This window comes from Mesorhizobium sp. M1322, from assembly GCF_040318085.1.
In the GTDB taxonomy this organism is placed as follows: domain Bacteria; phylum Pseudomonadota; class Alphaproteobacteria; order Rhizobiales; family Rhizobiaceae; genus Mesorhizobium.
In genome coordinates this window covers 1-4,891 of sequence record NZ_JAMYLP010000171.1, presented here as the reverse complement: position 1 = coordinate 4,891, position 4,891 = coordinate 1, and the positions used below count along the sequence as shown (strand labels likewise).

Genomic DNA, 4,891 nt, shown 5'->3' with positions numbered 1-4,891 from the left:
CCCCCCCGCCGGCCGCCGCCTTCCCCCCGCGCCCCCCTACTGCTCCCGCCGGTTCTTGAACCCAAACCCTAACAACAAGCATCCCCGCCGCCCGGGCGGGCCCCGCCGCCCCCCGCTTTAGGTGAAGCCGATGAAATCGTCGGGCGCGGCGCGGCCCATTTCTTCTTCCCAATGGCGGCGGCAGAGCGAGATATAGACATCCTTGCCGATCGCCACCTGTTCGCCCTGTCTCGCCACCTTGCCGTCGGCGCCGAGGCGCACGACCATCGTCGCCTTGCGGCCACAGCGGCAGATGGTGCGCACCTCGCGCAGATCGTCGGATATCGCCAGAAGCGCGCGCGAGCCGGAAAACAGCTTGCCCTGGAAATCCGTGCGCAGGCCGTAGCACATCACCGGGATATCAAGCCGGTCGGCGATGCGGGCAAGCTGCCACGCCTGCTCCTCCTCGAGGAACTGCGCCTCGTCGACGAAGACGCAATGCACGGTCGTATGATCGTGATGCTCGGCGACCCTGGCGAACAGGTCGTCGCCGTCGCGGAACATCTCGGCTTCCGTCTCCAGGCCGATGCGCGACGAGATCAGCCCGGTGTCGCCCTTGCGGTAGTGGCCGGCGACGAACAGCATCGTCGTCATGCCGCGCTCGCGGTAATTGTACGAAGCCTGCAGCAGCATCGTCGTCTTGCCGGCATTCATCGTCGCGTAGTGGAAGTACAGCTTGGCCATGCCGCCTTTTAAGCCGAGTTGTCCCGGCGCGGGGAGGGGGCGTCCCTACATTCCACCAGGAAAGCGGCGAACGTGTCGCTGATCGGCCAGCCCGCGCCGTTGATCGCGATTGTCTTATCGCTTGAAACCGCACCAGAATGGTGTTTGGCTGACGAAACAAGGCGGAGACAATACCGCAACTTCGCTTCGCCGATAGATCACAATGGGAGAATACATAATGTCGCGTATGAAACTATTCGCCGCCGGCTTCGGTCTGGCGGCATTTCTTTCCGTGGGCGGCGCACTCGCGGCCGAGCCGGAAAGCTGCAAGCCGGTGCGTTTTGCCGATGTCGGCTGGACCGACATCACCGCCACCACCGCTACCGCCAGCGTCATCCTCGAAGCGCTCGGCTACGAACCCGACGTGCAGGTGCTGTCGGTTCCGGTCACCTACACCTCGCTGAAGAACAAGGACGTCGACGTCTTCCTCGGCAATTGGATGCCGACCATGGAAGCCGACATAAAGCCCTATCTCGAAGACAAGTCGGTCGAGACGGTCGTGACCAACCTCGAAGGCGCCAAGTATACGCTCGCCGTGCCGCAGCATACCTATGACGCCGGTCTCAAGGATTTCGCTGATATCGCCAAGTTCAAGGACAAGCTCGACAACAAGATTTACGGCATCGAAGCCGGCAATGACGGCAACCGCCTGATCCTCGACATGATCGCCGCCGACAAGTTCGGCCTGAAGGACTTCGAGCTCGTCGAAAGCTCGGAGGCCGGCATGCTGTCGGCGGTGCAGAAGGCGGCCGCATCGGGCGAAGACGTGGTCTTCCTCGGCTGGGAGCCGCATCCGATGAACGCCAACATCAAGATGACCTATCTGTCGGGCGGCGACGAGGTGTTCGGCCCGAATTTCGGCGGCGCGACCGTCGCCACCAATGTCCGGGCCGGCTACACCACCGAATGCCCGAACGTCGGCGCGCTGCTCAAGAACATGGTGTTCTCGCTCAAGATGGAAAACGAGATCATGGGTGCGATCCTCAATGATGGCGCCGACCCGAAGGCCGCGGCTACCGAATGGCTCAAGGCAAATCCGGACGCGATTACGCCATGGCTCGCCGGTGTGACGACCTTCGACGGCGGCGACGCCGCGGCCGCCGTGAAAACCGCGCTGGGTTCGTAGCAGATTTATACCCTCCCCCTTATGGGGAGGGTCGGCGCGGCACGGGCCGCAGTGGGGGTGGTGCAGAACGGAGCATAACCGTGACCACCCCACCCCGCTCCGCTGAGCGGTTCGACCCACCCCGCCAGGGGAGGGTGAAGAAAATGAGGGGACATTTGCCATGGATCCGGTTTCGCAACTGATTTCGAGCTTCAAGATCCCGATCGGGCGGTGGGGCAAGACCTTCTTCGACTTTCTGACCACCAATTTCGAGTGGTTTTTCGACAGTATCGCCGACGGGCTCACCGTCGTTCTGGACGGGCTGGTTGATCTTTTGCTGCTCATCCCGCCGGTTCTCCTGGTTGCCGCCATAGCCGGGCTTGCCTGGTACCTGCAGAAATCATGGAAGCTGGCACTTGCCGTCGCGCTCGGCCTCCTCTTCATCGTCAACCAGGATCTCTGGCAGGAAACCGTCGAGACGCTGGTGTTGGTCGTGGGCGCCGCTGCGGCCTCCATGGCCATCGGCGTGCCGATCGGCATCTGGGCGGCGCACAACGAGCGTGGCTACCGCTATCTCCAGCCAATCCTCGACCTGATGCAGACGATGCCGACCTTCGTCTACCTCATCCCGGTGCTCATTCTCTTCGGCCTCGGCATCGCTCCCGGCCTCATCGTCACCGTCATCTTCGCCGCTCCCGCGCCGATCCGCCTGACGCATCTCGGCATCACCTCGGTGCCGAAACCGATGATCGAGGCCGGCGAGGCCTTCGGCGCGACAAAACGCCAGCTCCTGTGGAAAGTAGAGCTACCGGCGGCGCTGCCGACCATCATGGCGGGGCTGACGCAGTGCATCATGCTCTGCCTCTCCATGGTCGTGATCGCTGCGCTCATCGGCGCCAACGGCCTTGGCAAGCCGGTGGTGCGCGCGCTGAACTCGGTCAACATCCCGCTCGGGCTCGAAGCCGGCCTCGCCATCGTCGTGCTCGCCATCATCCTCGACCGCATCAGCCGCATCGGCACGGGAGCCGCCAAATGAGCGCTGCGGTCGATTTCAAGAATGTCGACATCGTCTTCGGCGCGGCGCGCAAGGAAGCGCTGGCGCTCGTAGACAGGGGCGCGACGCGTCAGGAAATCCTGGAAAAGACCGGCGCCGTGCTCGGCTGCGCCGGCGCCAATTTGACCGTCAACGAGGGCGAGATTTCCGTCCTGATGGGCCTCTCCGGCTCCGGCAAATCGACGCTGCTCCGCGCCGTCAACTTGCTCAACGTGCCGGCGCGCGGCAACGTCATGGTCAAGGACGGCGACCGCATGGTCGATGTCGCGACCTGCGACGCCGCCACGCTGCGCCACATCCGACAGACGCGGGTCGCCATGGTGTTCCAGCAGTTCGGCCTTCTGCCTTGGCGCACCGTAGCGGAAAATGTCGGCTTCGGCCTCGAGCTTTCCGGCGTGCCCGAAGCCGAGCGCAAGGCGCGCGTGGCACGCCAGTTGAAGCTCGTCGGCCTCGACCAGTGGGCGTCGAAATACGCCCATGAGCTTTCCGGCGGCATGCAGCAGCGCGTCGGGCTGGCGCGGGCGTTTGCCACCGAAGCGCCGATCCTGCTGATGGACGAGCCGTTCTCGGCGCTCGACCCGCTGATCCGGACCAAGCTGCAGGACGAGCTGCTGCAGCTGCAGGCCGAGCTGAAGAAGACCATCATCTTCGTCAGCCACGATCTCGAGGAAGCGCTGAAGATCGGCAGCCATATCACCATCATGGAAGGCGGGCGCATCGTGCAGACCGGCGCGCCGGAAGACATCGTGCTGCGCCCCGCCAACGACTATGTCCGCGACTTCATCGCCAATGTGAATCCGCTCTCGGTGCTGACTGCCTGGAACGTGATGCGCGACCGCCGCGACCTCGACCACGGCGAGGACGGCTGGGTGTGGCTCGACCGCCGCAAGACGACGCGTTTCAAGATCGACGAGCACGGGCTGGTGGCGGCGGCTGAGCGCGACGGCAAGCCGGCGTTCTGGGTGTCCTGCGCCGATGTCGAGGCGCAGCCGGAGGAGACGACGCAGGTATTCTGGGCCAATCCCGGCACCTCGCTGAAGACGGTGATGCTGGCCATGCACCGCTCGCAGACCGCACCGGTGGCGCTGTTCGACGACCAGTCGCGCTTCGTCGGCGCCATCGGCATAAGGGACGTGCTGTCGGCGGTGTTGCGGCGGTAGCTATTTCTAAACGAAACGGCCCGTATCGTTTCTTCGCGGTCTGCGCGGCTTGGCGGCGGTCCCATATAGGCACGGACTTGTGAACGGTCGCGCCCGCCGGGACGGCGGTTTGTAAGCGGCTCAAAATGGACGACCGCTTTTGCCTATGTCAGAATAGACGCGAAATTCTTGCGCGCAGTTGCCGGTTCAGATGCCTGAGATCGTCACCAAACCCCGCACCAAGACGAAGCCGCAAATCGAACGGCCGAAGCTCTATAAGGTCATCCTCCTCAATGACGATTTCACGCCGCGCGAGTTCGTGGTGACGGTGCTCAAGGGCGAATTCAAGCTGAACGAAGACCAGGCGCGGCGGGTGATGATCACCGCGCACCAGCGCGGCGTCTGCGTCGTCGCCGTCTTCACCAGGGACGTCGCCGAGACCAAGGCAACACGGGCGACCGACGCCGGCAAGGCCAAGGGCTACCCGCTGATGTTCACGACGGAACCGGAGGAGTAGTGCTCCTCCCTGGCCTTGGCTCCCCGTCTGTGCCGTTAACAATTGGCGAAACCAATTCGCGACCGCGTCTTTCTCCCCGTCACTAATACGGGGAGAAATGTCCGGCAGGACAATGAGGGGCGGTGCCGGGGTGCCAATATCACCTTAGATTGCTCGTGGAGGTTGCTAATCACTTCAGGCTGGCGCCGCCCCTCATCCGCCTGCCGGCACCTTCTCCCCGTGAACGCAGGGCTGTCCGGGGAAAGTTTTGAGTGAATCGAAATGCCACATGTGCATGCCCCGTAAAACGGGTTTTGTCCGTCTTCTCTCTGGTT

General features: G+C 63.5%; 5 protein-coding genes. 4 read left to right on the top strand and 1 reads right to left on the bottom strand.

Going from position 1 to position 4,891, the window contains the following annotated elements:
• Positions 1 to 117: 117 nt before the first annotated feature.
• Complete coding sequence (locus NKH12_RS29925) at positions 118 to 723, bottom strand: thymidine kinase (RefSeq protein WP_352956403.1); 606 nt, start codon at positions 721 to 723, stop codon at positions 118 to 120.
• Positions 724 to 940: 217 nt separating this feature from the next.
• Between NKH12_RS29925 and NKH12_RS29920 the strand changes: the two genes are divergently transcribed.
• From NKH12_RS29920 to clpS, 4 genes are all read left to right on the top strand, one after another.
• Positions 941 to 1,888, top strand: coding sequence for a choline ABC transporter substrate-binding protein (locus NKH12_RS29920; protein WP_352956402.1), 948 nt, complete (start codon positions 941 to 943; stop codon positions 1,886 to 1,888).
• Positions 1,889 to 2,048: 160 nt separating this feature from the next.
• Positions 2,049 to 2,903: a choline ABC transporter permease subunit gene (choW, locus tag NKH12_RS29915; RefSeq protein ID WP_352956401.1), complete on the top strand. Its 855-nt coding sequence runs from the start codon at positions 2,049 to 2,051 to the stop codon at positions 2,901 to 2,903.
• Positions 2,900 to 4,081, top strand: coding sequence for a choline ABC transporter ATP-binding protein (gene choV / locus NKH12_RS29910; protein WP_352956400.1), 1,182 nt, complete (start codon positions 2,900 to 2,902; stop codon positions 4,079 to 4,081). The genes choW and choV overlap by 4 nt, the downstream gene beginning before the upstream one ends.
• 190 nt (positions 4,082 to 4,271) lie before the next feature.
• Positions 4,272 to 4,577: an ATP-dependent Clp protease adapter ClpS gene (gene clpS / locus NKH12_RS29905; RefSeq protein WP_352956399.1), complete on the top strand. Its 306-nt coding sequence runs from the start codon at positions 4,272 to 4,274 to the stop codon at positions 4,575 to 4,577.
• Positions 4,578 to 4,891: the final 314 nt, after the last annotated feature.

Bases quoted from the DNA above. Each gene is read 5' to 3' on its own strand.
- NKH12_RS29925 (WP_352956403.1), bottom strand. From the start codon at position 723: ATGGCCAAGCTGTACTTCCACTACGCGACGATGAATGCCGGCAAGACG.
- NKH12_RS29920 (WP_352956402.1), top strand. From the start codon at position 941: ATGTCGCGTATGAAACTATTCGCCGCCGGCTTCGGTCTGGCGGCATTT.
- choW (WP_352956401.1), top strand. From the start codon at position 2,049: ATGGATCCGGTTTCGCAACTGATTTCGAGCTTCAAGATCCCGATCGGG.
- choV (WP_352956400.1), top strand. From the start codon at position 2,900: ATGAGCGCTGCGGTCGATTTCAAGAATGTCGACATCGTCTTCGGCGCG.
- clpS (WP_352956399.1), top strand. From the start codon at position 4,272: ATGCCTGAGATCGTCACCAAACCCCGCACCAAGACGAAGCCGCAAATC.